Raw genomic sequence first — 26,413 nt, forward strand, 5'->3', positions numbered from 1 at the left:
ATGAGTTTTTATCGATAGTCAGGTGTTTTGCACGACCTCAGGATGAACCCGCAGACCACGCTCAAGCCCTTTGAAACCGGGCGCTTGAGCAATATCGGTCAAGCAGATGCAAGGGTTGCGATCAATCTCATACTTACAAGAATAATGGGAGTCCCAAATGGGCGAGCACGATCTGAACAGGCGTCAATTCATCAAAACCGTCGGCGTGGCTTCGGTGGCTGCGGCGGCCATGAGCATGCCCTTCATCCGGGCCAGTGCCAGCGACACCCGCTTTGCCGGCAAGACCCTGCGCCTGTTGACCTGGTCCGATGACACGGGCCTGGCTGCACTGCGCAACATCGCTGCAACGTTCGAAGCCAAGACCGGCGCCAAAGTGATTGCCGACCGCACCGGCAGCACCTCGGAAATGGTCGCCAAACTCAAGGCCGGCGGTGACCGTCCGCAGTACGACATCATCACTCTGGCTGGCGTTGGCGCCGAAGGTCTGGCCGCTGCCGGACTGCTGGAAAAACCCGATCTCAACCGCATTCCCAACCTGGTCGACGTCCCGGAAAAATACCGCACCGGCGCCAACGGTCACGGCATCGGCTACCTGCTGTGGTGCAACAGTCTGGTCTATAGCACGCGCACCCAGAGCACCGCGCCGGACAGCTACGCGGCACTGTGGGACGCCGATCTGGCGCCGAACATTTTCCTGCCGCCGCCGAACTGGACCGAAGCGATGGACCTGATCATCATCGCCGCGAAACTGGCCGGTGGTGACGAGCACAACATCGAACCGGGCTTCAAGAAACTCGCCGAGCTGAAAGACCGCGTAGTGACCCTGGGCGAAAACCCCAACCAGATCGCCGAGCTGTTTCGCACCGGTTCCCTGGACATGGGTGGCCTCTACGCCCCGGCTTTTTTCCCCAAACAGATCCGCGACCCGAACTACGGCCTGGGCGCCACGTTCGGCATGAAGGAAGGTTTCTACACCGACCTGATGCTCTCGGTAATGCCGAAGAACCGTCCGGGCGAAACCGACCTGGCCTACGCCTTCATCGATCACTCCCTCGACCCGCTGGTGCAGGGCAAGATGGCCGAAGACATCTTCAACGGCCCGGTCAACGCCAAGGCGATCATCTCCGCCGAAGCGCGCAAGAGCCCTTTCATCCTCACGCCGGAGCAGATCGCGGAGAAGGCGATCATGCACGACAACGCCTTCCTGGCGACCGTGCATGACCAGTGGATTCGTCGCTACACGGAAATTTTTTCTTCCTGACGCCGACCTTCCGGGGCCCCGCATGATCGGGGTGCCCGGGAGATTCGTTTTCCATTGACGAGATCATTGCTATGGAACATCAATCCCTGACCCAACCGGTCGGCACGGGTGACGTGCGCCCGGCGCGCGGTGTTTCGCCGACGGCGCGGGCGTGGTTTTTCCTCACGCCGTCGATGCTGTTTCTCGGCGTGCTGATTGCCGCCAGCCTGCTGGTGCTGCGCATGAGCGTCGGCACCAAGGGTGCGGAGTGGTCCGGTTTCAGCCTGGCCAGTTACGCGCAGTTGCTCGAACCCTACTACCTCAAATCGTTGCTGCTGACCTTGCGTCTGGCGCTGATCAGCGCGGTGATCGCCGTGGTGCTGGCGATCCCGGTGGCGTACACCATGTCGCGCCTGACCTCGCCATTCGTGCGGCGGATTTTTCTGGCGGCGGTGCTGTTGCCGTTGCTGGTCAACCTGCTGCTGCAAAGCTATGGCTGGCTGGTGATCCTCGGCCCCGGCGGCATGCTCAACCAGACCCTGATGGGCCTGGGTCTGATCAAGCGCCCGATCATGTTGCTGTACAACCAGAACGGCGTGTTGATGGGCCTGGTGCAGACCGCGTTTCCGCTCGCCGTGCTGCCGATTGCCAGCGCCATGCGCGGTGTCGCCCGCAGTTACGAAGAAGCTGCCGCGACCCTCGGTGCCAGTCGTTTTCAGGTGTTCCGTCAGGTGGTGCTGCCGATGAGCCTGCCGGGAATCATCACCGGCGCGACCCTGGTGTTCGCCTACAACGCCAGCAGCTTCGTGGTGCCGTTGCTGCTCGGCGGTCGGCGCGTGCCGATGCTCGCGGTGATGGTGCATGACCAGATCGCACCACTGATGAACTGGCCCGCCGCATCCGCCGCCGGGGTGGTGCTGATCGTCACCACGCTCGCCATCATGACCTTGTCCGAATACATCACCGGCCGCCGTCGCCGTCTGCTGGAGGCTTCGCAATGAGTGCGCTGATCAAGAAGCGTCAGTCGCTGTTGCCGGGCGACACCGGCAAGTTCGCCGGCATTCTGTCCGGGATCATTTTGTTCCTGGCCGTGTTGCCGATTCTGACCATGATCGTGATGTCGTTCAGCGGCGCGTCGAACCTCGATTTCCCGCCGAGCAGCTACAGCCTGCAGTGGTACAAGGCGGCGTGGCACACCTTCGTCTCGCCGGACGCCAGCGATGTGTTGAGCCTCGGCCAGGCCATGGGCACCAGCTTGCTGGTGTCGTGCCTGACGATGATTTTCGCCACGCTGATCGCGGTGCCGGCGGCCTATGCGCTGACCCGCTGCGAGTTCCGTGGCAAGGGCGTGGCGCTGCAATTGATGTCGCTGCCGCTGGTGTTCCCGATGGTGGTGCTGGGGCTGGCCTTGCTGCTGGTGTTCGACAGCCTGCCGTTCCACATGACCACCTCGCGGCTGGTGATCGCCCACGTGATTCTGGCGCTGCCGTTTGTGGTGAAGAACTGCACGGCGGCCATGCTCTCCATCGGCAGCGAAGTCGAAGAGGCGGCGCAGATGCTCGGCGCTTCGCCGCTGCGGGCCATCGTCGATGTGGTGGTGCCGTTGATGAAGTCGGGGATTCTGGCGGGGATGCTGCTGGCGTTCATCGTCTCGTTCAACGAATTCACCGTGACCTATTTCCTCTACACCATCGACGTCATGACCGTGCCGATCTGGATGTACAGCCGTACCGTGTCATCGCTCGACCCTACCGTGTTCTCGTTTGCCGTGCTGATCGTGCTGATCGACTTCGTCCTGATCTGGGCGCTGGAGAAGCTGGTCGGTGAGGGCGGCGTTTCCTTTTGATTGTGAGGTGCAATATGACTGGACTGATTCTGGAAAACGTCGAGAAACACTACGGCTCGGCCTGCGCGGTAAAAGACGTCAACCTGCATTTGCCCGAAGGCAAACTGGTGTGCTTCCTCGGCCCGTCGGGCTGCGGCAAGACCACGTTGCTGCGGATGATCGCCGGGCTGGAAACCCTCACCGGCGGCGAGATCCGCCTGGACGGCGAGGACATCGGCCACACCCCGGCGCACCTGCGCAACTTCGGCATGGTGTTCCAGTCGCTGGCGCTGTTTCCGCACATGACCGTGGGCGAAAACATCGCCTATCCGCTGAAACTGCGCGGTGTGAGCAAGGCCGATCAACAGGCGCGGGTGGTGGAGTTGCTGGAACTGATCCAGCTGCAGCCGATGATCGATCGCCCGGTGGCCAAGCTCTCCGGTGGTCAGCGTCAGCGAGTGGCGATTGCCCGGGCGATTGCCTCGCACCCGAAAATCCTGTTGCTCGACGAACCGCTGTCGGCGCTGGATGCCAAGTTGCGTGAGTCGATGCAGGTGGAAATCCGTCAGCTGCAACAACGCCTGAACATCACCACAATCATGGTTACCCACGATCAACGCGAGGCCATGACCATGGCCGATATCGTGGTGGTGTTGGGTGAACATCGGGTGCAGCAGGTGGGTACGCCGATTGAAATCTATCGGCACCCGGCCAACGAATTCGTCGCGGACTTTATCGGCTCCGGCAATATCTTCCCGGCCACCGCGCTGGGCGATGGCAAGGTCGTGCTGCCGGGGGGCGATGCCCTGCAAGTGCCGATCTGCAGCAGCATCGTGATCGGGCAGAAAGTGAAAATGCTGATCCGCCCCGAAGACCTGCAACTGTCGGCGCCGCAGGCCACGGCGGGCAATCGCCTGCTGGGCAAGGTGACGTTTGTGCGGGATATCGGCGCGACCATCGAGACTACGGTGGAGTGTTCAGGGGTGACGTTCACGGCGCTGAGCACGCCGTGTCAGGGCTTCGGTCTGGGGATCGGGCATCCTGTTTCGGTGACGTTGCCGAGTGAGGCGTGTCGGGTGCTCGGCGCTTGATACGGACTTGCCCCCTCACCCCAGCCCTCTCCCTGTATGTACCTGAGACATGGTGAACACATGTTCGGAGACATGGTGGACGGTTTTAGATCCTCTTACCTGCCGTAACAATCTGCAAGTTCAAGTCGATTCGGGCGATACGATGTCTACTCCAGTAGACATCGTGGATGCCATCCTCCGCTGTTTCCCTGATCGCTATCGACAGCCCGTAAAACGCTTTTCCGATTGAGTATTCACGGTTCCTCCAGTAGATCTCGCCCTTCACCTGGACCTTTCTGACCACATCTCCGTCGGCATATTCCGGCGCCGTTTGCTGCTCCTGATACTCCCGAGGGCTGCTGCTGTAGCGAGTCGCCGGTACCTGCATATCCAGCGCTTGATGAGGACGTTTCTGGTTGTAGACATCACGCCAGATATCAAACGCCTGTTGTGCGCTGTTGAGGTCCGTGAAGTGCCGACCTTGCAGGACTTCACTCTTCAGGCTGCGGTGGAAACGCTCCAGCTTGCCCTGGGTCTGCGGATGATAAGGCCGGGAGTGACCTACCTTGATGCCCTGACTCATCAGCCAGACTTCCAGCGCGGTATAAACCCCAGTCTGGTCACCCCAGGGCGAACCGTTGTCCATCGTCATGCGCAAAGGCAGGCCGTAACGCCGAAAGACCCGGATTAGATGCTCCTGGACGGTGTCGCGCTGCTCGTTGGCGCACGCGGCGATGCACATCGAAAACCGCGAGTGATCGTCCAGTATCGTCAACGGATGGCAACGCCCCTGACTCAGGCCGAAATGGCCCTTGAAGTCCATCTGCCAAAGATCGTTGGGCGCTTCATGCTCGAACCGGATAAACGGTTTGATCTCGGCAGCCTTTGGATCAACGCGCGAATGACGCTGTAAAACTGCATGCACGGTGCTGACGGAAGGCATCACTAAACCCTTGTCTTCCAGCACGCGTTTGAGCTTGCGAGCGCCCCAAGCCGCGTACTCCTGACTCACGGTCAGAATCTGCTTCTCCACCTCGTCAGCACAACGTTTGGGTGACGTCTTGGGTCGTCGCGACTGATTGCTCAGCCCCTCAGCCCCTGATTTTTCAAACCTGCTGAGCCATTTGTAGGCAGTGCTAGGGCTGATGTTGAATCGACGGCAAAGCTGCCGAACATTGGCCCCTTCTTGCCGAGCCAAAAGCACGAATTCTGTACGAAGCTGCACGGTAGACACCTCTTGCCAAGACACAGGCCATCTCCTTCGTGATGAGCAATGTGTCTATTTAAAAGTGTCCACCATGTCTCCGAACACCTGTCCACCATGTCTCCGGTACATACACTCCCCGAGGGAGAGGGAGCCGACCGAGGTGTCTGGCGCTGTCCGTCGACCTGAGAGATCGAGTCGATTATGGATTCGGTAAAGTAATTTCAGGTCGGTGTATTTCGTGAATATCCCCCAATCGGTTCCCTCTCCCTCCGGGCGGTCCGACGTTTCGGGAGGGCTAGGGTGAGGGGGAGCTTTTGAGTTCACACCGAAAGCCGCAACCGCGCCAGATCCCTCAACGGCGGCGCCCCAAATAACCGGCTGTACTCACGACTAAACTGCGACGGACTTTCATACCCCACCCGATACCCCGCCGCCGACGCTTCCAGCCCCTCAGCCAACATCAAACGCCGCGCCTCTTGCAGGCGCAGCTGCTTCTGATACTGCAACGGGCTCATCGCCGTCATCGCCTTGAAGCGGTGATGCAAGGTCGAGACGCTGAGGTTCACTTCCTTCGCCAGGTCATCAATGCGCAGCGGCTGTTCGAAGTTGCCGTTGAGCCATTTGATCGCCTGGCTGATGCGGTGGCTCTGGCTGTTGGCGATGGCGATTTCGTATAGCCGATGGCCCTGCGGACTGCGCAACAGGCGATAGAGAATCTCCCGGCGGATCAGCGGCGCGAGCATGGCGATGTCTTTCGGCGCGTCGAGCAGACGGGCCAGGCGCAGCACCGCATCGAGCATGGCGCTGTCGATCTTTTCCACATACAAACCGCGCCCGGTCGGCCGGGTCGGCACGCCCATCGGGCCGGCATCGGCGATCAGCGCAGTGATCTCCGCCGGATCGATGTCCAGGCGCACGGCGAGGATCGGTTCCTCCGGCGAGACATTCACCACCCGACCGCTCAACGGCATCGAGACCGACACCACCAGATAATTGAGCGGGTCGTAATTGAAGAACTCATCCGCCAGCCGTACCTCTTTGCGCCCCTGGGCCATGATGCACAGCGCCGGTTGCGCAAGCACCGGGGCGAAGTCATGGGACTGGGTGTGGCGCGACATGAACAGCGAACCGACGGCAGTGGCATAACTGCCATCTTCGGACGTGTTGCGGCGGATGATCGCCGCCAGTTCCGCGCGCTGCTTTTCCATGTCGGCATCGGGTGGCGCTTGAAAACGATCGAATGACGTCACGTGCGGCATCCTCGGCAAAGTCGGTGGGAATGGAGCAGAGCATAAGTTTGTGCAAGCCAGGGCGGTAGACACATCCTGCGAAATGCTTGCCTGATCCTGCATTGGGTTGTTGGCCCATCCAGCCATAGCAGGACGCAGGTGGTCAGAGTTGCCCGAAACCGGTGTGACAGGACGGTGACAGGAATTTACGACCTGTTACAGGTCTGCAAGACAGTCTCGCAGGATTGTGCAACTCGACGGCAGGAATCGACTAACGGCGAACGGGGGGCGGCCCTTAACCTTGAATCCTGTCGCAGCCCGTCCCCGGCTGCCACGCGACTCCCTGGGAGGGTTGAACATGTCCAAGCAGATTCCCGTCAGTCATATGGCCTTCGTTCGAGCGCGTGCCGGACGTTCGGCGGAACTCGGCATGCGCCTGAGCGCCCTGATCGAACCGTCTCGCGCCGCCCCCGGTTGCCTGAGCTTTGCCTTACAGCATTCGCAGTGTGATCCGGATTTGTGGCTGGTTTCCGGTTTCTGGAGCAACCAGCAATCGATGACCGCTTACTTCAGCAGCCCGTCGATGGAAATCTTTGCCGAGCTGGTGCAGGACCTGGTGGTCAACAGCCTGGATTTCCACACGTTCAAGGAAGTCTCGGCTGCACAGGCCGTAGGGCAATGCACTGCGCCGATACACAAACTCGCCGGTTGAATGTTTAATGTCCGGCTTATCTGACTGAGCCAGGACCTGCGATATGGCACGTAAAGAGTTCGAACACTTCGAAGCGGTTTCCGCTGTAGTCCCCGTCGAGTTGGGCGGCAACAAGGGTTATCACGCGGCGATTGCCGTCAAGGCCCTGGTCGACGGCGGCGCACCGCGTTTTCACAAACTGCTGAACGATCAGGTTTTTCCCGGCGCCATCGCCGCCGATGAAGCCGCGATCAACGAACTGGACAAGCTCAAGGGCGTCACCGACGACGCCGAGCTGATCTGGTAAGCGCTTACTTCGTCGCCCCCGGGCGCCACATCTTGAACAACGCCTCCGGCCCCAGCTGGAAATAGTCCGCCGGCCCGCCGCCCCGCAGTATCGGTTCGGCGGCGGCGGTGTCGTAGATCCCGTCCTTCAACAGCCATTTGGCAATGTGCACGGCAACCACTTCGCCGAGCACCAGCCAGCTCGGCACGGTCTCGCCGTCGGCGCGCTGCAACTGAATGATCTGGGTGACCTTGCACTCGAAGGACACCGGGCTTTCGGCCACGCGCGGCACGGCAATCACCTTCGACGCCACCGGCGTCAGCCCCGCCAGTTCGAATTCGTTGACCTCGGGCCCGACCATCGCGCAGCTCTGATTCATCTGCTCGGCCAGCGGGCGGGTGGCGAGATTCCAGACGAATTCGCCGGTCTGCTCGATGTTGTTCAGGCTGTCTTTGCGACCGACGCTGGAGAACCCGATGATCGGCGGAATGTAGTTGAATGCGTTGAAAAAGCTGTAGGGCGCCAGGTTCAGCCGGCCCTCGGCATCCTGCGACGAAATCCAGCCGATGGGACGCGGGCCGACGATGGCGTTGAACGGATCGTGCGGCAGGCCGTGGCCGTTGGCCGGTTCGTAGAAATGGATGTCATCGGGCATGGCGGGTGTTCCTGGAAACGGCTGTCAGAGAGCGGCCATAGTGCAAGGACGGGCGGCTGATTTCCAGCCCTCCAGACATGACTAAGCCCGGCCGAAGCCGGGCTGTGGTGTGTGCATCCTGCCGATCAGCTGATAGCAGCGGCAGTACCGGTTTTATCGAAACCGTCTGCGGCGATAGCGTTGGCAGTGCCGGTCTTGTCGAAACCATCAGCAGCAACGGCTTTGCCGACGTTGGTCTTGTCGAAGCCGTCGGCAGCGTAGGTGCCGGTGTGGCTGGTTTCGATGGCGGCGCTGGCGCCGGAAATGAAGTCGGCGGATTTGGTTTTGTCCGAACCGTCGGCGGCAAAGGTGTTGGCGGCCAGTACGGACAGGGTCAGGGCGAGGATCAGTTTGGTTTTCATGGTCGTTCTCCAGATTCGAAATTTGTTGGCGATGTGTTTCGCATGGGGTTCATGCTACGCCAACTAAATTGATTAAAAAGCGCAAAATAATGCTAAAAACAATCGATTAAATTGATATTAAGGGCGGCGCATTCAATTCGCTTCCGTCGTCGGAGCGAGCGTCGCGCAGTTAATTGATCAGGTAGGGGAAGGATGCGGCAGGGGCATTAACCGGTGATTAATCGCCGTTTTTGGCGTGTGTGACAGATTTTTCATGGATTCCCGACCGGTTTTTCACCCGCGCAACGCCAGTCTGCCCACGGCCATAAAGCCAAAAACCGGCCGTCACACACTGGAGCGTTGCCTGCGATGAACAAACTGCCTCAAATCACCCTGGCCTTCTGGGTCATGAAAATCTGCGCGACGACCCTGGGGGAAACCGCGGGGGATTTGTTGTCGATGACCCTCAATGTCGGTTACGCCATCAGCTCGCTGATCCTGATCAGCGTGTTTGTCCTGACCCTGATCACGCAATTGATGTCCAAGACCTACAAGCCGCTGCTGTACTGGATCGTGATTCTGTCGACCAGCACCGCCGGCACCACCATGTCGGACTTCATGGACCGCACGCTGGAACTGGGTTACGCCACCGGTTCCATGATCCTGATCGCGATCCTGCTGGCGATCTTCGCGGCATGGCGCCTGAGCGGCGACTCGCTCAACGTCACCAAGGTGCAGAGTTTTCGCGGCGAGATGTTCTACTGGATGGCGATTTTGTTCTCCAACACCCTGGGCACCGCGCTCGGCGATTACCTGGCGGACGACTCGGGTCTGGGCTTTGCCGGTGGCGCGCTGTTGATCGGCTCGGCGATTGGCGTAGTCGTGCTGCTCAAGTACTTCACGAAGATTTCGCCGGTGGCGCTGTTCTGGGTGGCGTTCGTGCTGACCCGGCCGTTTGGCGCGACCTTGGGCGACTTGATGACCAAGTCCCATGAGAAGGGTGGGCTGGACTTTGGCACCATCGGTTCGTCGGCGGTGCTGGCGGGGATTCTGCTGGTGATGATCGTCGGGGCGTCGTATGCGCAGAAGCGTTATGGCAAGCCGCAGGTTGCCGAGTCGGCATGAGACCGAGTTGACGTCAATCGCGAGCAGGCTCGCTCCCACATTGGATCGGCGTAAATCTGATCCTGTGGGAGCGAGCCTGCTCGCGATGGGGCCAGAACAGCCACCAGTGCAGTGGCTGAATAAACCCGGTCAGTCAGTGACGATCCGCGAATGTTTCTGCGTGTCTTTCATGGTGATGTACACCAGCAGGGACACCGCGATGCACGCGGTCACGTACCAGTAGTAACCGGTTTCCATGCCGATGCTCTTGAACCACAGCGCGATGTATTCGGCGGTGCCGCCGAAGATCGACACGGTCAGTGCGTACGGCAGGCCGACGCCCAGGGCGCGGATTTCGGTCGGGAACAGTTCGGCCTTCACCACCGCGTTGATCGAGGTGTAGCCGCTGACGATGATCAGCGCCGCCATGATCAGGAAGAACGCGCCCCACCAGGTCTGGATGGTGTGCAGGGTCATCAGGATCGGCACGGTGAAGATCGTCCCGAGCACGCCGAAGGCGATCAGGATCGGCCGACGACCGATTTTATCGGACAGGCCGCCGATGATCGGTTGCAGGCACATGAACAGGAACAGCGTGGCGGCGGAAATGGTGGTGGAGTCGGAGATGCTCATGCCGACGGTGTTCACCAGGTATTTCTGCATGTAGGTGGTGTAGGTGTAGAACGCCAGCGTCCCGCCCATGGTCAGGCCGACCACGGTCAGCAGTTCCTTCGGATGGCGCAGCAAGGTGCGCATCGCGCTTTCCCTGGACTTTTCCTTCTTGGTGAACGACTCGGTTTCTTCCATGCCACGACGCAGGTACAGCGCCACGATTGCGCACAGCGCGCCGATGGCGAACGGAATACGCCAGCCCCACGCGTACAGCTCTTCGGTGGTCAGGAACTGTTGCAGCACGATCAGCACGCCCAGCGCGATGAGCTGGCCGGAAATCAAAGTCACGTACTGGAAGCTGGAGAAGAAGCCGCGACGATCCCTGGTCGCCATCTCCGACAGGTAGGTCGCCGAGGTGCCGTATTCGCCACCGACCGACAGGCCTTGCAGCAGACGGGCGAACACCAGCAGGATCGGCGCGCCGACACCGATGGTTTCATAGCCCGGGCTCAGGGCGATGATCAGCGAGCCGAAGCACATCAGGTAAACCGAGGCCATCAGGGCTTTTTTGCGTCCGACCTTGTCGGCGTACAGGCCCATCAGCCAGCCACCGATCGGGCGCATCAGGAAGCCCACGGCGAAGATCGCGGCGGTGTTGAGCAGTTGGGCGGTGGTGTCGCCTTTGGGGAAGAAGGCTTTGGCGAAGTACAGCGAGAAGGCGGCATAGACGTACCAGTCGTACCACTCGACCATGTTGCCGACGGAACCGCTGAAGATCGACTTGATGCGACTGGCGGTGGTTCGTTCTTTGGCCGGCACGGCAGCCGACCCAAGGGGCAGGGCGTTGGAGTTATCCATTGAAGGATCCTTCGTTTAATTGTTTTTGTGGAGCGCGTTGGAACGCAGCCTGCGAGGGCTATAGCAGGAGCTGTGCCAACGGGGGGAGGGCCGGTTTAGAGGGGCTGGGGAGATGGGTTGAGCGGGATTTTGCCGATGATCCGGAATGAATGAGCGGATTTCCGCTCATTCAGCGTGATCGTTCCCACGCTCTGCGTGGGAATGCAGCCGGGGACGCTCTGCGTCCCAAAGCGGACGCAGAGCGTCCATTGAGGCATTCCCACGCGGAGCGTGGGAACGATCAATCATCAAGCGATCAGTCGGGTACGAACATCTCCCGGGTCAGTCCATGGCGCTGCATCTTTTCATTGAACGTGCGGCGCGGCAGTTGCAGCTCTTCCAGCACGGCTTTCACATCCCCCTTGTGCCGGGTCAAAGCTGCCCGCAAACACTGCGCCTCAAACGCCTCCTGCTGCGCCGCCAGCGACTGGCCGGGATCGATACCCTGCACCGGTTCATCCAGCCCCAACACCTGACGTTCGGCCACGTTCGCCAACTCGCGCACATTACCCGGCCAGTCATGACTCAGCAGGTGACTCAACTGCGCACCACTGAGCGGCGGGAACGTCCGGCCCAACCGCTGGGCGGCGCTCTGGGCGAAGGACTCGAACAACAACGGAATGTCTTCGCGACGATCACGCAGCGGCGGCAGGCGCAATTCGGCGACGTTCAGCCGATACGCCAGGTCTTCACGAAAACGCCCGGCCCGCGCTTCATCCAGCAAATCGGGTTTGGTCGCCGCGACGATCCGCAGGTCCACCCGAATGCTCTGGTTCGACCCCAGCCGCTCCAGTTTCTGTTCCTGCAACACCCGCAGCAGTTTCACCTGCTGGGCCAGCGGCATGCTTTCGATTTCATCGAGAAACAGCGTGCCGCCGTCGGCGTATTCCAGCTTGCCGATGCGCTTGCCCGAGGCCCCGGTGAACGCGCCGCTCTCGTGCCCGAACAACTCGGCTTCGAACAGTTGCTCGGGGATCGCCGCGCAGTTCAGCGCCACGAACGGCTTGTCGGCGCGCGGGCCGAAGTCGTGCAGGCAGCGGGCGACCAGTTCCTTGCCGCTGCCGGTTTCGCCACGGATCAGCACGTTGACCGGCAGCGTCGCCAGGTCCAGCACCTGCCGGCGCAAGGTCTGCAAACCACGGGATACACCGAGCAACGTCGCATCCAGCCTGGCGCGGTTGTCGGCCTGTTCGTGCAGGGCGCGGTTTTCCAGCACCAGCCGACGCTTGTCCAGCGCCCGGCGCAGGCTGCCGAGCAGGGTCTCGGGGCTGAAAGGTTTTTCCAGAAAGTCGTAGGCGCCGTCGCGCATCGCTTCGACCGCCATCGGCACATCGCCGTGGCCGGTGAGCAGAATCACCGGCAAATCGGCATCCCGGCGCTGCACCTCGGCCAGCAGCTCAAGACCGCTCAGCCCGGGCATGCGCACGTCGCTGACAATCACCCCGGCAAAATGCGCGGGCAGCGCCGCCAGGCATTCCTCGGCACGGCTGAACAGCTGCACCTCGAACCCGGACAGGCTCAGCCATTGCTCGACGGCATTGCGAATGCTGCTTTCGTCATCGACCACCATCACCGAATTGAGCATCAGATGTGCGCCTCCAGATCGATCGGCAAGGTCAGGCTGAACACCGCGCCATTATCACCATTCTCGGCGCACAGGCGCCCGCCGGATTCATGGACGATGGCGAACGATACTGCCAGCCCCAGACCCAGCCCGTCACCCACAGGTTTAGTGGTGAAGAACGGATCGAACACCTGACCCAGATGTTCTTCGGCGATGCCGCCGCCGTTGTCGATGACGCTCAGGCGCCACAGTTGCTCGTCGGCTTCCAGACGGATTTCCAGACGTTTGCACGGCTTGCCTTGCATGGCATCAAGGGCGTTGCGCAGCAAATTGATCAGCACTTGTTCGAGGCGGATCGCATCGCCGCGCACCCACGCCGGGCGGGTCAGGTGCAGCACCAGACTGACCTGTTCATCGCGCAGACGCGCATCGAGCAATTGCAGGGCCTGATCGACCACTGTCGCCAGGTCCAGCCGTTCGCGCAAGCCGCTGGGGCTCTTGCGGGCGAAGGTTTTCAGGTGGCCGGTGAGGGCGGCCATGCGCGTGAGCATTTCATCCACCGGTTTGAGCGCCTTGTAGGCGTCATCAACCCGGCCATGATCGAGCAGCAGACGCAGGGTCGCCAGTTGCATGCGCTGGGCGGTCAACGGCTGATTGATTTCGTGGGCCAGCGCGGCGGACATCTGCCCCAGTGCCGCCAGTTTCGCTGATTGCACCAGACCGTCCTGCGCCGTGCGCAAATCCCGGGTGCGTTCCTCGACCAGTTGCTCAAGCTCTTCGCGGCTGCGCTGGCGCATCTTCGCCAGACGCCAGCGCTGGTTGAGGAACAGCAACAGGAACACCAGCGCCAGCCACACTCCGGCGGCGGCGAGCCCGGCATTGCGCTGGTCTTCAAAGGACAGTTGCGGGCGGCGCAGCAGATGCAGGGTCCAGCCTTCGGCGGTCAGCGGGAGCGATTCCCACAGGTAATCCGCCGTGCCTTGCGGGCCTTCGACGCGGCGCAGATCACTGTTGTTATCGAAGCTGCGCAGCGCCAGATGTGTCAGCGGCACCAGCGACTGTTTGTCGTATTGGCGGGTAGTCTTGATCTCGCGGTAATCGGCCGGGCTCAGCGGGTGCAGCAGGCGATAGCGCCAGCCGGGCTGGTTGGCGATGAAGATGATCCCGCGCGCATCGCTGACCAGCAGGGTGTCACTGCCCTGGCTCCATTCGCGTTCGAGTTCGGGGAATTCGAGCTTGACCACCATCGCCCCAAGGAACTCGCCGTTGTCGCCGAGCACCGCGCTGGACAGGAAATAACCGGGAATCCCGCTGGTCACGCCGACCGCGTAGAAACGCCCGGTGCCCTGGGTGCGGGTCTGACTGAAATAGGGGCGAAAGCCGTAGTTGTGACCGACGTAACTGCTGGGCAGACGCCAGTTGCTGGCGGCCACCGCGAGGCCGGTGCGGTCGAGCAGTTCAAGGGTCGAGGATTGGGCGGCGCCGTTGATCTTTTCCAGCTTCAGGTTGAGCGCTGCCTGCTGTTCGGCGCTCACGGGACCGGCCAGCGCCGCACGCAGCTGCGGGTCCAGTGCAAGCACGGCGGGCAGGGCGCGATAGCGGTCGATCAGGGTGTGCAGCGAGTTGGCATACAGCGCCAATTGCTGATTGGCCCGAGCCGCGTCTTCTTCAAGCGCCTGACGCTCGGCGTGGCGGATCGCGAGCGTCGCGGCGAGCGCGGCACCGGCGATGATCAGCAGGGTGTACAGCATCAGACGCAATGGGCGGGAAGTCGTGAGCATAGGGGTATCAGGCGCTGGACGGGCGAGCACGATAGCACGCACATGTACTGCTTGAGGTGCCGGGCGTGGCGACACGCGATCATGCAGCCCTGATCAGGTTCTGAGTCCGTCTCAGTTGCGCGATAGTGTGTCCCGTGGCGTCCGCCAGACTGGCCATCGAGTCTCCGGGAGCGCTGCCGAACACCTTATTCAGCGGTCGGTAAGTATGGATCGACTCGCGATTGGCGTTTGCGAAATGGTTCTGAAGCTCGCCGAGCGAGGCATTCAACACATTGACCATTCCGTCGATGTTAGCGTCCGCGTTGGCTTTTTTCTCCGGACTCAGTGGCTCTCCCGCCCCGGCGACTTCATGGAGTATCTCGAAAGTGCCCGCGATCGTGCTTAGAGCGGCACTGATCTCACTGGCAAAAGGTGTTTTGGTAATTTTCATGACAACGCTGGCAACGACAGGCCCCACTTCCTTGCCGCCCCGGAGCCAGCCTTTTCTGTTCATGGCAATCATGCCCTGGACGATGGCTCGGAACTTGTTCAGGACGTAAGAACCGTAGTTCATGGTCTTGTACTCGCCTTTTTTCACGATCCGGGCCGAGCTCAGCTTACTCGACTTGAATTTGACCGAGGCGCTCAGGCCCATCCTTTCCGAGACAAAGTCCAATCCCATGCTTACCGATTTTTTGACGACGAATCCCAGGAAAATGCCCAGCGCTACGCCGACCGGTCCGGCGACACTGCCCATTACCGCGCCGACAGCACCCAGGCCGATACCCGCCCCATAGCTGAGTGTCTGATTACCGAGATGCGTGGCTGTACGAATAGCGGCAGACTTGCCATGCGCTTGCGCAGACTGGTGGTTGAGAATCTGTTGTTCGGCTTCCTGAGCCCTGCGTGTCGTGAGCTCGAGGATCTTTTTATGTCGGTCGACCGCCCGTGACAACGTCATATTGGCTTGATATTGGGCCTGTTTCGCCGCACTCGCAGCCTTTCTGGTATCGCGTTGTTCAGACGTTTCGATAGCCGGGAAGCTGAGCCAGGTCTGTCCGTCGGCATCGACACGGGCTATGGGGTTGTTACCTACGAACGCATACATATTCAATCCATCCACCGCATAGGCCGGATCGGCGCTGATCCAGCGTCCCAGCCACGGTGCGTAGTACCGGGCGCCGTAGTAGTACAGGCTGGTGGCATCCATTTCCTTGCCTGAATAACGTACGGTTTTGTAACCGACCTCGATGGCGGAACGCTTGGTATAGAACGCTGTTACTCCGAACGGCCGATAGCCTTCCTCGCTGATCAACTGCGCCTGAGCATCCAGCTCCTTGACCGCCGACCCCAAGTGATCGGCCAAGGTGAATCGCAGCTGATCAGCGCCGATGTTCGCCGGATCTTTCTCCCAGTGCAGGCAGCGTGCGCCGCCTGGGCCGATGTCGAGGATGATGACGTGCAGTTCTTCGCCATTGTCTTTGGTGCGGATTTCCAGTTCCGGCAGATAGCGCACTTCGTGGAAGTGGCTGACTTTCGTAGTGTGGGTCTCGTGGCGTTTGTAGATCCGTTTGCCCAGGCTGTAACCGTAACACTCTTCGTCGTTGGCGCTGCTGCCGTTGCGGTCGACCAGGGTGACTTTTTCCAGTTCACCGTGAAGGTTCCACTGCATGGGCTGGCCGGGTTGCAGGGTCAGCAGATTGCCGGCCGGGTCGAACAGCTTGGCGAATTCAGGTGGTGGATCACCGGGTTTCCAGCGCACGCCATGGTTGCTGGCGGGATCGATGCTCGTCTCGAAGGTATGGTTGGCACCGTCGCGCACATGGGTGGTCTTGACGAGATTGTCGCCAGGACCGTAATCGTAGGTTTCGATGAAATTGCGCCGGTCGTTGGGATCAGTCGGTTGTGGCCGGCCGGGGTTGTCCTTCGGTGGAGCATCGCTGTAACCGGTGGCGCGGATCAGTCGGTACAGCGAGTCGTAGCTGAATTCACGATGGCCATCGACCAACTGGTTGCGAAAAAACGTCGGGATGTAGGCGTGATCGAGAATGCGGGTGATGTTGCCCACCGCGTCGTATTCGTACTCGTAATCCTGAAGTTTTTCCCCAGACGACTTTTTCGCGTAATGGCGATGCAGGCGGCCATCGGCGGCGCGGTAGTTCCAGCGGCTGATGACGCCATTGCCGGCGTGTTGCTCGGTGATCTGTCCGTCGGCGTTGTATTGAGCACTGTTCAACACGGTGTGCCAGTTGAGCTGGCCGTTGGTCTGGAGCCGGGTGTGTATGAGCTGCCCGGCAACGTCATAAGTCGGTTGCTGCTTGTGGCCAGCGGCGTCGATCGTCTCCAGTACCGTGTTCAGCGGGCTGAAAGTGCGTCGGCTGACAAAGGCTTTGTCATCGTGAAAGGTGCGGGTTTCTCGCAGTGCCGGGCCGGTCAGTGCGTAGCTGTGAAACTTCAGCGAGCCCGACGCGTCTTCCAGCTCGATCATCTGTCCGCGCAGGTTGTGACCGGCATCCTCGGTGGCATCGGCGTAAGTCATCTTTTCTACGCCGGCCATCGCGTTTACATCGCGCCTCACCGCCCGCAATTGATCATCGTATGTTGTACGCCAGTGATTGCCTCGCGCATCCCAGCGCTGCTGTTCCTCTCCGGCAAGCCCTGGCAAGATCACACCAAGACCGGCATCGACGCTGTCGATCTTGAGAGGCTGATCACTCAAGCCGAATACATTCACGAGGTTGGGCACGGACAGCCGCGGGTCCTGCTGTTCGACCAGTCGCCCGGCGATGTCGTGGCGCAGGCGGGTGACGAGCGCTTCCACGGGGACGTCGGCGACCGTGCGCAGATAGGCGACCTGGCGCACGGGCAGGCCTCGTCCGTCATTCACGGTGAGCGAAGGGGTGTTTCGGTGGATTGAGCTATCTGCCGCCATTGTTCCACCAGTGGACTACTTTGTTGCTTGGAGCGCGATGGGATAAATTTATGCTCGCATACTGGCGGTACCGTTTGACGGTAGTGCGGGTTTCGTGAAGGCTGTTCAGTGCCTTTTCCCGATATTTTTTTATATCGGATCGACTGACCGCTCTGCTATCGGTTGCCCCCACTTTGCTGAGACCGATATCAATCAAGTAATCCAGATCGTTCGCATAAAATTGCCCGACGCCCATTTCGTTAAATATGGCCTCGGCGATGTCTGCCGCTTGAACAATCGATTTTTCGAGGTTGTCGAGTAACGAGTCATAGGCATCCAACTCTATCGCGGTCAATTGCTGTTCGGCCTTGGTTGCGTCCTTGGCTACGCGCATGAGTTCGAAAATTTCTGATACCCCAGGCAATATCGCACCGCCTCCGGAGTCTCGAACGATGCTGAACAAAGTCCTGATATTCTCCGACCGTTCTTCCCACGTTCCCGGATTGACTGTGAATCTATCAAGTGGTCCGGGAGACGTTCCGCTGCTTTGATCCCGGATAGAGCCAGGTTCCAGATTCGCATGCCTTGGCAAAATCGGTGCGTTCATCTTGAGTGGGGCCATTATTTTTTCGTAAGCCCCGACGGCGCTGTCAGCCGTGAAGTTTCCCAATGACAGCCCTTGCAGTTCGCCAGGAATTGTACTTTCTTTGAACGCATGACCGGTTACTGCCCAGGCAGAGAAGAAACCAACGGTAGCCCGGCCAGCGAGAGAAATGAAGTTTTTGAGTACCTTCAATCGAAACTTTGCCGGCGAAGTCAGATCGCCAAACTGTTGGTTTACCTCGTCCAGGTTCTGTTGCGCAGTGGATAAATAAGCTACTTGGTCATTGATCATCTGACGTTGCTCTGAGGGTTTTCTTTGGGTGCCACCGTTATCGAAATAAGTGATCGGATTGTTCCCGACAAACGCATACCGGTTCAGCCCGTCGTTATCTCCCGCAGGATCGCTGCTGATCCAGCGACACAACCACGGCGCGTAATACCGTGCTCCATAGTCGTACAGACCGGCGATATTCATTTCCTTGCCCGAGTAGCGGATGAACTTGTAATCCACCTCAATCTGCGAACGTGCCGCCAGCGTAGCCGTAGCACCGTAGGGGGTGTAGGTCTCCTTGCTGATCATCTGCGCTGAATCATCCAGCTCCATCACAGACGAGTTCAATGGGTCTGTCAGGGAGTAGCGCAGCTGATTGTTGGTGATGCCCACCGGCTGTTTGTCCACCCAGTGCAGACACGTAACGTGTCCGACGCCGGTCGCAACGGTGATGAGATGCAGGAGTTCGCCGTTTTCCTTGCTGCGGACCTGCAGGTTCTGCAAGTAGCGAACGTCCACGAAGTGGCTGACTGTGCCGCTGTAGGTTTCCAGCCGTTTGTGCACGCACACGCCCTGGCTGTATCGATATTGCTCGGTGTCTGGCGGTCCGCTGGCGTGTTCGACCAGGGTTACCGATTGCACCTGATTGCGGCTGTTCCACTGGATTGGCTGGCCCCGCTGCAGGGCTTTCAGGTTGCCGGCGGAATCGAACTCGACGTCGAAGTCCGGAATCCGATCGCCTTCTTTCCATCGCACCGCGCGATTGCTGCCAGGGTCGACGAACATCTGGCGATGGTAGGTTTTGCCGTCGCGGACATGGGTCACGCAGGTCAGGTTTCCGCCTTTGTCCACGTCATAGGTCTGGACATAATTGCGCCGGTCATTGGGATCTGTTGGCTGCGGCAGGCCCGGATTGTCCCTGGGCGGCGCATCGTCATGGCCGGTGGCACGGATCAGACGTGACAGGGAGTCATAATCGAACTCGCTAACGCCGTCGACCCGCTGGTTGCGGAAGTAGGTCGGTGTGTAGGTGTGGTCACGAATGACGGTGATGTTGCCAATCCGGTCGTGACGGTACTCGTCATCCTTGAGAGTCTGCCCCGAAGCTTTTTGCGCGTAGTGCCGACATAGCCGTCCGTTGGCATCGTTGTAAATCCAGTGGCTGGTGACGCCGTTTGCGCTTTGTTGCTCGATGACCTTGCCTTCGGCGTTGTATTGCATGTCATTCAATATGGGCTGCCAGGCTTGCCCGCTGATTTGCAGTTGCACTTTGGTGAGCTGTCCGGCCGCATCGTATGTCGATTGTTGCCGGTGACCACCTGCATCGATGCTCTCGAGCAATGCACCGAGCGGGCTGAACAGCAGCCCGCTGGTGAACGTCCGGGCATCCTCGAAGGTGCGGGTTTCGCTCAATAGCTGGCCGGTCAGTGCGTAGCTTCTGAATTCGACCGTGCCGGCCGGATCTTTCTGCTCGATCAAGTTTCCGCGCAGGTTGTATCGGGGATCGGCAGTCGCGGCGGCATAGCTGTTTTTTTCGATATCCGCTGCGCCATTCTCTTCAAGACTGACCAGACGCAGCTGTGGATCATGACTCATGCGTCGATGATTGCCACGGGCGTCCCAGGTCTGCCGGGGTTCCCCGGCCAGTCCCGGCAGCGTGATGTTCACACCGGCATCGACGTTGATCGTGTTCAACGCCTGCCCGTTCAGTGCAAACACGGTCCGGGTATTGGGCGTGGGCAGGCGCGGGTCGCGTTGCGCCACCGCGCGGCCGGCCACGTCATGCTGTTGGCGGGTGACAAGCGCCTGAACGGGGCCGTCCGCGACCTTGCGCAGGTATTCGACCTGTCTGATGACCTCGCCGCGCGGGCCGATGACAGCCACCGACGGTGTGTTCCGGTGCACGCTGGCGTTCATGGCTTGACCTTCTTCGCCGGTTTGGCAGGCTTCGCAGGCTTCGCAGGCTTCGCAGGCTTGGCCGGTGGCGGTTCTTCCGTGTCGTTGAAGTCATAGCTGAGCGTGAACCACGGGTGCAGGATGTCGAACGCCAGATGGCCCAGCGCATTGATCGTCTGGATCGGCCGGCCCAAGGCGTCGTAGAACATCCGGTCGTGGTAACCGTGCTCGCGCATTGAGCTGTCATTGATGTAGCTATGGGTATCGAGGAAATAGGCGCGATAGACGCGGATGGTTTCGCCTTTGTGGTTGTATTCCACCCGCCCGCTGACTCGCCAGCGCGGATCGGCCGGTGCCGTGCGCGGCTGGCCACGGTCCAGCGCAAGGCTCTTTCCGGGCGTGGCCACAAACGCATCGCCCGGCGGGACGAGTTGTTTGCTTTGCAGCGGGCGGCCGAAGCCGTCGATGTAAGCGATGACCATCTGAATCAATTGCAGCAGATCGGTGTGGTAACGGTCGGCAACCAGGCTGAGGCTGTGTACCGGCTGCCGTGGGCCCGTGCGGATGATTCCGAGCAGGGTCTGTTCGCTGGCCGTGCGTTGTTTTCGCTGGTTCAGCCAGCGCAGGGCCGAGGCGCGGATATGTCCATCGGGCAGAATCAGCCCCTTGGCGATCCATTCCTTTCTTTTGCGCGGCAGCGTTCCGGGCGGCAGCACTGGCATCCAGCTGAACAGGTCGGTGCGCACCACGCTAGCAGCGCACTTCAGCACTTCCTCAGGGTTGGCAAGCGCATATTCGACACTCAGATTCTTCTGTTCGGGGTACTCGGCCAGTGGCTTGAAGCCGGCCGGTTTGCCGTCTTCGGTGCCATGAAAACTGTGCACCATGGGCTGGCCACCCGGCTCATAAAGCACTTCCTGGATGTTGCCGTTGGCGTCCGTGATGCTCAGGGGCAGGAGCGTGTGAGGGTCATGAACGATCGTCGTCGTGCAGCCATCCGGGAGGGTAATGGCAATGGTGAAGAGGTGATTGTCGTCCCAGGTGATGTGCGTCTCGCCATGGCTGGCGGTTTGTTGCACAGCGGTGATGTGGTAGAAACCCGTGGCATCGGTGTAAGTGAAGAATCCGCTTTCGGCCGACCACAGGTTTTTCAGTTTGTCCTCTTCCGAATCTTCTGGGAAAAACAGATTCATCGGCTCATAGCCGATCTTGCGCAGCTCATCCCGAATGACAATCGGGGTATCGGCGTAGGCCTCCAGCGCCTTCTTGTCGAACACGGCCTGTTTCGTCGGTCCTGCCAACGGTGGGTAAAGCATCTCGCCGGCGGCCTTCAGATAGGAATGTTGCGACAGCGAGGTCAGTTCGCGTTCGGCTTTCCACTTGGCGCTGTCTTTATGCCGATCGAAATTTTCGAAACTGATGTCCGCTGCGCGCAAACCGTCCGGCAGATCGCCTTTGGGCAGCTTCATCGCATTACCGCGCTGGCGGCTGGGCAAGCCGAGCAGCCAGTGGCCGTCAGTGATCAGGTTGATGTATTCGGCAAGTGTCTCTGTCAGATAAAAAAATTCCTGTTGCTCATCATGGCTGTCCATCCAGGCGAGCTGTTGATCCTCCTGCTCGAAGGGCGGAGGGTCATTTTTCGTGCGGCGGCGTGCACAGGCCACTGTGAAACCGTGAGTCAGTCGACCGTACTTGTCCCATGCCATGTTGACCACGTGCTGGCAGGTCGGGTCGTTCATGACGCGTTCGTATTGATGGCTGCGGGTTTCCTGCTCGAGCACCTGCAGGCAGGCCGGTTTGCCCACGATTTGCCGAACCCGGTAGCGACACTCGGTCAGGGAAAACAATCGGACGGGCGGGGAGTCATCAGCCTGGGACACTTCGCTGCGCAGCAGTTGTCCGCTGAGGGCACGAGCGATTTCATTTTCTTCGACGGGGTAGGGCTTGCGAATTACGTCAGTGCCTTTTACCGCGTTTAAACGCGAATACACGGTGGCACCCAAGGGGGTGGCCTCTGTATCCAGCTCACAGATGTTCCTGAGTATCGGGTTGATGCATTGGCCGGTATGAAACCAGTGCGTCACGCGCGTCGGCGCCGTATGGCCACTTTCGGCCTTGCCCGGTTCGAGTTCGCTGTCGATCTGACAGACCCGGCCGAAGCCGCGAAACTCGCGTTCGATACCGTCGTAGTAACCCTCGAAGTATTCAAAAAACTGGCTCAGTAGATTGCCGGTGATTTCATCCAGTTGTTGCAGGCACTGGAGCACCATCTGCGGAAACGGCAGCCGACACACCGGTTTTCTGCATGCCTCCAGCTCCGACTGTTTTTCATCCAGCCAGAATTGCGCACTGCTGCGGTGTTTGAGCGTGGCGCTGTAGCCCATGTTGTTGTTGCAGCCGGTAAGCAGGTACGGCCGTTCGCTGGTGAAGTGATACACAAAGTGCTGCGGTTTCATGTGCGGCACGGTCAACAGCAGGCTGGCGCAGCCAATGCCTTGCAGGTCGGCGAAAGTCACCTGGCAGTGGTTGTCGTAGCGCACGCCTCGGGGCCATGGAACGCACACTGGCGTCGAAGCCAGACCATTGCCGCCATGGTTGAACCAGATTTCGAAGTGGTCCGAGCACAGGTAAATGAAGGCCGGGGCACCGGAACCGTCCAGATCGGCGATGCGAACCCGGTCGGCATTGAATTCGCCGTAGTCGAACTTCAAACCGCTCAGCTTGAACCCCTCTGCAAACCGACCATGACCCAGGCTGATCCAGCAACGGATTTCATCATGGCGGATCCGGCACAGTTCCATGCCGCTGGCGCCCATCCCGCTGAACGACACCAATTCGTTACGGGCGTCGCTGAACAGCGGCAATCTGTCCGGGGTATGGGGCATATTCTGGCCGTGTGCAAAGCCTTTTTCCCGCAGGTTGGCATAAACCCGGACGCTGTTCGGGCCTATCAGTGCGAGGTCGTCCAGACCGGCGCCGCTCAAGTCGCCCATCTGTGCCAGTTGATGGAAAAACTCCACGGGGAACTGGCTGAACGGTTTGAACAACGACCAGGTGCCGTCCGGACCAAGCGTGTAATACCCACTGCCGCCGGGATGGGCGACGACCCAGTCCAGATGGCCATCACCCGTGAGGTCGGTGAGGATCTGCACCAGCGGTTTGTTGCTGTCGGCGTTCGGAATCAGCGGCAGCAGGGTCCAGGGGCCGTAGACGATTTCGTCCGTGCCGGGAGTGCCACGCAGGGGTTCGCGGTAGTACCAGGCGTTGTCGTATTGGCAGAGAAAACCGGGCAGGCCTTCGCCGTAAAGATCGACGCAATGGTAAGGCTGACCGTCATTGAGGCCTGGCATGTGGTCGAGTGCCAGAAAGGCCTGGGGGAACGTGTTGAGTTCGAATGGCTTGTAGCAGTACTCGATTGGAGGGGAGTGTTTGACGCGGCCCTCAGCGTCGTAACTCATGTAATGTGCCGCTGTCAGGTGGTTGTATAGATGCGATGTCGGTTTATGTTCCAGCAATAGACGATTGACCAGCACCCGCTTGGAGCCAATGTTGTTGAACAACAGAGTTTGCTTGCACAGGCGCCGGGTGCCGACTGGAAAACCGTAGCGATGCATGCGAAACGGATCACTGCGCAGCGACCATTTTTTTCCGTCTGGTTCGTCAAACGGTGGTACGTCATCCAGTCCGACGGGACGTTCGCCATAGTCAATGATCAGGTGGAAAAACCAATCCAGAATCTCTGGTTTTTCATGTTTGAGGCACAACAGTTCGTCACTGGCGGTCTTGTTGCCATAACAGACCTGACACAGGTAACGCTGGGCCGAATAGTCGAATCGCGGATCAGGGTCTGTATCGTCAGTCTTGTACTTGTAAAAGATGTGCTCACCCAGGGCATTCATGATTTCCACCAGTAACCACACGGCAATGTGGGTCGGGGCGTCAGGATCGTGAATGCACGAATCCAGAGTGTTGCCGTAGCAGTGCTGTGAGCCGTCGGCGTGCAGGACTATCCAGAAGGCGTGGCCGTCGTCACCGGTCCAGAGCTCGTAGCGGGCGAAGGTACTTTCCAGACGAGGGATATAGCGCACCACCGAAAACTTTCTGGCCTGCCGGCCTTTGCCGCGTGTACGGCGGGTCGACTTGATCTTGCCGCGCGTCGTCCGTTCGGGCTGCAGGTCGGTGCCGTCAGCATGCATGACGTCGCCGTCCGTATATTCAGGTACGCCCTTGCTGGTCTTGTGCGAGATGACTGCATACGGCAGATCCCAGCCAAGTCCGTACGTGCTGTTGCCCCCATTGCCGTCATAAACCAGTTGCAACTCGGGAACCAGCGTGCGGCCGGGGGCAGACAGTGATGGCAGCGGCAAGGTGTGAGAGCGCTGCCCGGTCTCACCCATCTCACTCCAACTGCGCCCATTCGTTGCAATGGACGCTGTCTTGGCGATGGACGGAGGAGTGACGAGCGCATCTGCATCAAGGGCCATGGCACCGCAACCTGTAAACGTCGAGGTTCCACGCTAACAGAGGGCATAGGGCGTGACACCTGTCAGATCTGACAGGTGCCGACTGACGGCAGGCGAAAAAAAACCGGGCGGTCATCGCTGACCGCCCGGTTTTTTACAAGCAGATGAAGCGCTTACTGCACTTCCACCGCCAGGCTTTCGCTGATCTTCTGTTGCCAGATCGCAGGACCGGTGATGTGTACCGATTCACCTTTGCTGTCCACCGCTACGGTGACCGGCATGTCCTTGACCTCGAACTCGTAGATCGCTTCCATGCCCAGCTCGGCGAACGCCAGAACCTTGGACTTCTTGATCGCCTGCGCCACCAGGTAAGCGGCACCGCCGACGGCCATCAGGTACACAGCCTTGTTGTCCTTGATCGCGTCGATCGCGGTAGGGCCGCGCTCGGACTTGCCGATCATGCCCAACAGGCCGGTCTGCTCGAGGATCTGACGGGTGAACTTGTCCATCCGCGTGGCGGTGGTCGGGCCCGCCGGGCCAACCACTTCGTCACCGACCGGATCAACCGGGCCGACGTAGTAGATGAAGCGACCTTTCAGATCAACCGGCAGGGTTTCGCCCTTGTTCAGCATCTCGACCATGCGCTTGTGCGCGGCGTCGCGACCGGTGAGCATCTTGCCGTTGAGCAGGACGGTTTCGCCCGGCTTCCAGCTCTGCACGTCTTCCGGGGTCAGAGTGTCGAGGTTGACGCGACGGGCCGACGGGCCGGCTTCCCAGACGATTTCCGGGTAGGCGTCCAGCGGTGGCGCTTCCAGCGAGGCCGGGCCGGAACCGTCGAGCACGAAGTGCGCGTGACGGGTGGCGGCGCAGTTCGGGATCATGCACACCGGCAAGGAGGCGGCGTGGGTCGGGTAATCCATGATCTTCACGTCGAGCACGGTGGTCAGGCCACCGAGACCCTGGGCGCCGATGCCCAGCTGGTTGACCTTCTCGAACAGCTCCAGACGCATTTCTTCGATGCGGTTCTGCGGGCCACGGGCTTTCAGCTCGTGAATGTCGATGGATTCCATCAACACTTCTTTCGCCATGACGGCGGCTTTCTCGGCGGTGCCGCCGATGCCGATGCCCAGCATGCCCGGCGGGCACCAGCCGGCGCCCATGGTCGGAACGGTCTTGAGTACCCAGTCGACGATCGAGTCGGACGGGTTGAGCATGGCCATTTTCGACTTGTTCTCGGAACCGCCGCCCTTGGCCGCCACGTCCACTTCCACGGTGTTACCCGGAACGATGGAGTAGTGGATGACCGCCGGGGTGTTGTCCTTGGTGTTCTTACGCGCACCGGCCGGGTCGGCCAGGATCGAAGCACGCAGGACGTTTTCCGGCAGGTTGTAGGCGCGGCGCACGCCTTCGTTGATCATGTCGTCCAGGCTCATGGTCGCGCCATCCCAACGCACGTCCATGCCCACCCGCACGAACACGGTCACGATGCCGGTGTCCTGGCAGATCGGCCGGTGGCCGGTGGCGCACATGCGCGAGTTGATCAGGATCTGCGCCATCGAGTCACGGGCCGCTGGCGATTCTTCGCGCAGGTAGGCTTCGTGCATCGCCTGGATGAAGTCCACGGGGTGGTAATAGGAAATGAACTGCAGGGCGTCGGCAACGCTCTGAATCAGGTCGTCTTGCTTGATCACGGTCATGAGTCGCGCTCCTCTAAAAGACGGGAACATTCTTTAAGGGCAGCTGAAAGTC

General features: G+C 60.1%; 18 protein-coding genes. 7 read left to right on the forward strand and 11 right to left on the reverse strand.

Annotation, left to right across the window (positions count from 1 at the left end; all coding sequences use genetic code 11):
* Positions 1 to 157: 157 nt before the first annotated feature.
* From BMZ46_RS01435 to BMZ46_RS01450, 4 genes are all read left to right on the forward strand, one after another.
* Entirely contained in the window at positions 158 to 1,261 is a 1,104-nt protein-coding gene (locus BMZ46_RS01435) for an extracellular solute-binding protein (RefSeq protein WP_074688414.1), read from the forward strand.
* A 71-nt stretch (positions 1,262 to 1,332) separates the two neighbouring features.
* Positions 1,333 to 2,241 carry an ABC transporter permease gene (locus tag BMZ46_RS01440; RefSeq protein WP_039765919.1) on the forward strand — a complete coding sequence of 303 codons (909 nt, stop codon included), beginning with the start codon at positions 1,333 to 1,335 and terminating at the stop codon, positions 2,239 to 2,241.
* Entirely contained in the window at positions 2,238 to 3,086 is an 849-nt protein-coding gene (locus tag BMZ46_RS01445; protein ID WP_007960165.1) for an ABC transporter permease, read from the forward strand. Before BMZ46_RS01440 ends, BMZ46_RS01445 begins: the two co-directional genes overlap by 4 nt.
* Positions 3,087 to 3,100: 14 nt before the next feature.
* Entirely contained in the window at positions 3,101 to 4,156 is a 1,056-nt protein-coding gene (locus BMZ46_RS01450) for an ABC transporter ATP-binding protein (RefSeq protein WP_074688412.1), read from the forward strand.
* 85 nt (positions 4,157 to 4,241) lie between these two features.
* Here BMZ46_RS01450 and BMZ46_RS01455 read toward each other — a convergent pair whose 3' ends face one another.
* Both BMZ46_RS01455 and BMZ46_RS01460 read right to left on the reverse strand, forming a co-directional pair.
* A complete protein-coding gene (locus tag BMZ46_RS01455; RefSeq protein ID WP_074688410.1) occupies positions 4,242 to 5,384 on the reverse strand; it encodes an IS481 family transposase in 1,143 nt (380 codons plus the stop codon).
* A gap of 278 nt (positions 5,385 to 5,662) precedes the next feature.
* Complete coding sequence (locus BMZ46_RS01460; protein WP_039765922.1) at positions 5,663 to 6,592, reverse strand: AraC family transcriptional regulator; 930 nt, start codon at positions 6,590 to 6,592, stop codon at positions 5,663 to 5,665.
* A gap of 337 nt (positions 6,593 to 6,929) precedes the next feature.
* Between BMZ46_RS01460 and BMZ46_RS01465 the strand changes: the two genes are divergently transcribed.
* Both BMZ46_RS01465 and BMZ46_RS01470 read left to right on the forward strand, forming a co-directional pair.
* On the forward strand, positions 6,930 to 7,283 hold the full coding sequence (locus BMZ46_RS01465) for a putative quinol monooxygenase (RefSeq protein WP_011335690.1): 354 nt from the start codon (positions 6,930 to 6,932) through the stop codon (positions 7,281 to 7,283).
* Positions 7,284 to 7,326: 43 nt separating this feature from the next.
* Entirely contained in the window at positions 7,327 to 7,569 is a 243-nt protein-coding gene (locus tag BMZ46_RS01470) for a hypothetical protein (protein ID WP_007960172.1), read from the forward strand.
* Between the two features lie 4 nt (positions 7,570 to 7,573).
* On the opposite strand, the gene BMZ46_RS01475 is transcribed toward BMZ46_RS01470, so the two are convergent.
* Together BMZ46_RS01475 and BMZ46_RS29660 are read right to left on the reverse strand one after the other, a co-directional pair.
* Positions 7,574 to 8,203 (reverse strand): flavin reductase family protein, encoded by a 630-nt coding sequence (locus tag BMZ46_RS01475; protein WP_011335689.1) that lies wholly within the window; start codon positions 8,201 to 8,203, stop codon positions 7,574 to 7,576.
* 125 nt (positions 8,204 to 8,328) lie between these two features.
* Positions 8,329 to 8,604, reverse strand: a complete 276-nt coding sequence (locus BMZ46_RS29660) for a hypothetical protein (RefSeq protein WP_074688408.1) — start codon at positions 8,602 to 8,604, stop codon at positions 8,329 to 8,331.
* A 348-nt stretch (positions 8,605 to 8,952) separates the two neighbouring features.
* Here BMZ46_RS29660 and BMZ46_RS01485 point away from each other — a divergent pair, with 348 nt between their 5' ends.
* The gene (locus BMZ46_RS01485) at positions 8,953 to 9,708 is read left to right on the forward strand and encodes a COG4705 family protein (protein ID WP_074688406.1); all 756 of its coding nucleotides are present in this window, start codon (positions 8,953 to 8,955) and stop codon (positions 9,706 to 9,708) included.
* 129 nt (positions 9,709 to 9,837) lie between these two features.
* Here the strand turns inward: BMZ46_RS01485 and BMZ46_RS01490 are convergent, their stop codons facing one another.
* The 7 genes from BMZ46_RS01490 to BMZ46_RS01520 form a co-directional block, all read right to left on the reverse strand.
* On the reverse strand, positions 9,838 to 11,157 hold the full coding sequence (locus BMZ46_RS01490) for an MFS transporter (protein WP_074688404.1): 1,320 nt from the start codon (positions 11,155 to 11,157) through the stop codon (positions 9,838 to 9,840).
* 295 nt (positions 11,158 to 11,452) lie between these two features.
* Entirely contained in the window at positions 11,453 to 12,781 is a 1,329-nt protein-coding gene (locus tag BMZ46_RS01495; RefSeq protein ID WP_074688402.1) for a sigma-54-dependent transcriptional regulator, read from the reverse strand.
* On the reverse strand, positions 12,781 to 14,541 hold the full coding sequence (locus tag BMZ46_RS01500; protein ID WP_074688400.1) for a sensor histidine kinase: 1,761 nt from the start codon (positions 14,539 to 14,541) through the stop codon (positions 12,781 to 12,783). Before BMZ46_RS01500 ends, BMZ46_RS01495 begins: the two co-directional genes overlap by 1 nt.
* A 79-nt stretch (positions 14,542 to 14,620) precedes the next feature.
* Positions 14,621 to 17,383: an RHS repeat domain-containing protein gene (locus tag BMZ46_RS01505; protein WP_254778402.1), complete on the reverse strand. Its 2,763-nt coding sequence runs from the start codon at positions 17,381 to 17,383 to the stop codon at positions 14,621 to 14,623.
* A 55-nt stretch (positions 17,384 to 17,438) separates the two neighbouring features.
* Positions 17,439 to 20,222, reverse strand: a complete 2,784-nt coding sequence (locus BMZ46_RS01510; protein WP_052266525.1) for an RHS repeat-associated core domain-containing protein — start codon at positions 20,220 to 20,222, stop codon at positions 17,439 to 17,441.
* Positions 20,219 to 24,598 (reverse strand): SpvB/TcaC N-terminal domain-containing protein, encoded by a 4,380-nt coding sequence (locus BMZ46_RS01515; protein WP_368086113.1) that lies wholly within the window; start codon positions 24,596 to 24,598, stop codon positions 20,219 to 20,221. The genes BMZ46_RS01510 and BMZ46_RS01515 overlap by 4 nt, the downstream gene beginning before the upstream one ends.
* 239 nt (positions 24,599 to 24,837) lie before the next feature.
* Positions 24,838 to 26,361: a fumarate hydratase gene (locus tag BMZ46_RS01520; RefSeq protein WP_007960181.1), complete on the reverse strand. Its 1,524-nt coding sequence runs from the start codon at positions 26,359 to 26,361 to the stop codon at positions 24,838 to 24,840.
* Positions 26,362 to 26,413 lie beyond the last annotated feature (52 nt).

The organism is Pseudomonas sp. NFIX49, from assembly GCF_900115915.1.
Taxonomy (GTDB): domain Bacteria; phylum Pseudomonadota; class Gammaproteobacteria; order Pseudomonadales; family Pseudomonadaceae; genus Aquipseudomonas; species Aquipseudomonas pharyngis.

Excerpts from the sequence above, each read along its gene's own strand:
- BMZ46_RS01445 (WP_007960165.1), top strand. The coding sequence starts at position 2,238 with ATGAGTGCGCTGATCAAGAAGCGTCAGTCGCTGTTGCCGGGCGACACC.
- BMZ46_RS01515 (WP_368086113.1), bottom strand. The coding sequence starts at position 24,598 with ATGGGTGAGACCGGGCAGCGCTCTCACACCTTGCCGCTGCCATCACTG.
- BMZ46_RS01495 (WP_074688402.1), bottom strand. The coding sequence starts at position 12,781 with ATGCTCAATTCGGTGATGGTGGTCGATGACGAAAGCAGCATTCGCAAT.
- BMZ46_RS01440 (WP_039765919.1), top strand. The coding sequence starts at position 1,333 with ATGGAACATCAATCCCTGACCCAACCGGTCGGCACGGGTGACGTGCGC.
- BMZ46_RS01510 (WP_052266525.1), bottom strand. The coding sequence starts at position 20,222 with ATGAACGCCAGCGTGCACCGGAACACACCGTCGGTGGCTGTCATCGGC.
- BMZ46_RS01470 (WP_007960172.1), top strand. The coding sequence starts at position 7,327 with ATGGCACGTAAAGAGTTCGAACACTTCGAAGCGGTTTCCGCTGTAGTC.
- BMZ46_RS01435 (WP_074688414.1), top strand. The coding sequence starts at position 158 with ATGGGCGAGCACGATCTGAACAGGCGTCAATTCATCAAAACCGTCGGC.
- BMZ46_RS01485 (WP_074688406.1), top strand. The coding sequence starts at position 8,953 with ATGAACAAACTGCCTCAAATCACCCTGGCCTTCTGGGTCATGAAAATC.
- BMZ46_RS01490 (WP_074688404.1), bottom strand. The coding sequence starts at position 11,157 with ATGGATAACTCCAACGCCCTGCCCCTTGGGTCGGCTGCCGTGCCGGCC.
- BMZ46_RS01450 (WP_074688412.1), top strand. The coding sequence starts at position 3,101 with ATGACTGGACTGATTCTGGAAAACGTCGAGAAACACTACGGCTCGGCC.
- BMZ46_RS01475 (WP_011335689.1), bottom strand. The coding sequence starts at position 8,203 with ATGCCCGATGACATCCATTTCTACGAACCGGCCAACGGCCACGGCCTG.
- BMZ46_RS01500 (WP_074688400.1), bottom strand. The coding sequence starts at position 14,541 with ATGCTCACGACTTCCCGCCCATTGCGTCTGATGCTGTACACCCTGCTG.
- BMZ46_RS01520 (WP_007960181.1), bottom strand. The coding sequence starts at position 26,361 with ATGACCGTGATCAAGCAAGACGACCTGATTCAGAGCGTTGCCGACGCC.
- BMZ46_RS01465 (WP_011335690.1), top strand. The coding sequence starts at position 6,930 with ATGTCCAAGCAGATTCCCGTCAGTCATATGGCCTTCGTTCGAGCGCGT.
- BMZ46_RS29660 (WP_074688408.1), bottom strand. The coding sequence starts at position 8,604 with ATGAAAACCAAACTGATCCTCGCCCTGACCCTGTCCGTACTGGCCGCC.